Below are 823 nucleotides of genomic sequence, written 5' to 3'. Positions count from 1 at the left end.
CGTCACATCCGACCACACCAGCCCATCCGCAAGGCTCAGTTGTCCAAGCACGCGATCGACCATCCGAATCATCTCCCCTTCATGCCGGACCTACGGAATCACCAACTCAGTTCCGTGCAAAGCCCTCACAAGGGGAGAGGTAAGAAACTCACCGCCCTTCGCGATACCACATCGAGCCGATGGCGAGCAGCAAGAGGCCGAGGCCGAGAAAGCCGCCGAACAGCGGCACGCGCGATACGGCCTTGAGCGTGCTGTCGTCGGTGGTGCGCAGGCCTATCCAATCGTCACCCGAAGCCGCCGCCGAAGAGCGGATCGGCACGATCGACGGCAGGGCCACGCCACCGGCGAGATTGGCGAGCGTGGATGACGGCGCCAGCCGCCGCACGCTGCCGCCGGTCGCTTCGGCCGGCGCCTTGAGCCTGTCCTCTGTCGAGACCACGTCCTGGAATTCCGGCGCGTTGACCGGACCGACATGGGCGAGCGCCGTGAGATCGCCATTGCCGATCTGGTAGAGTCCGATCTCGCTGGTTCGCAGGCTGCCGGTGAAGATGCCGGGCTCGGCTTTCTCGAGCTTCACCGTCACGGTCTTGCCGGAGGGCGTGATGACCTGGGCGGGGCCCGGATCGTCGCTCATCGTCTGGCGGCGGATCTCCAGCATCATGCCGCGGCCGTCGGCCGTCAGCCGTTCCTCTTCCAGCTCGGGCTCCTTCATCAGCCAGTGGGCGATGCGGCGATAAAGCTGCACATGCGGGCCGCCGCCCTCGAAGCCACGCGCCCACAGCCAGCCTTGGTCCGACAAGAGCATGCCCACCCGGCCTTCACC

At 66.2% G+C, this 823-nt stretch carries 1 pseudogene; it reads right to left on the bottom strand.

What is annotated here, in order from left to right:
• Nucleotides 1-148: 148 nt before the first annotated feature.
• Nucleotides 149-823 (bottom strand): annotated as a pseudogene (locus EOA23_RS35130) (hypothetical protein); the annotation flags it as partial.

It is taken from the genome of Mesorhizobium sp. M2A.F.Ca.ET.042.01.1.1 (genome assembly GCF_003997405.1).
In the GTDB taxonomy this organism is placed as follows: domain Bacteria; phylum Pseudomonadota; class Alphaproteobacteria; order Rhizobiales; family Rhizobiaceae; genus Mesorhizobium.
Note: the sequence above shows the minus strand (reverse complement) of the source record. Positions and strands in the feature narration are given on the sequence as shown.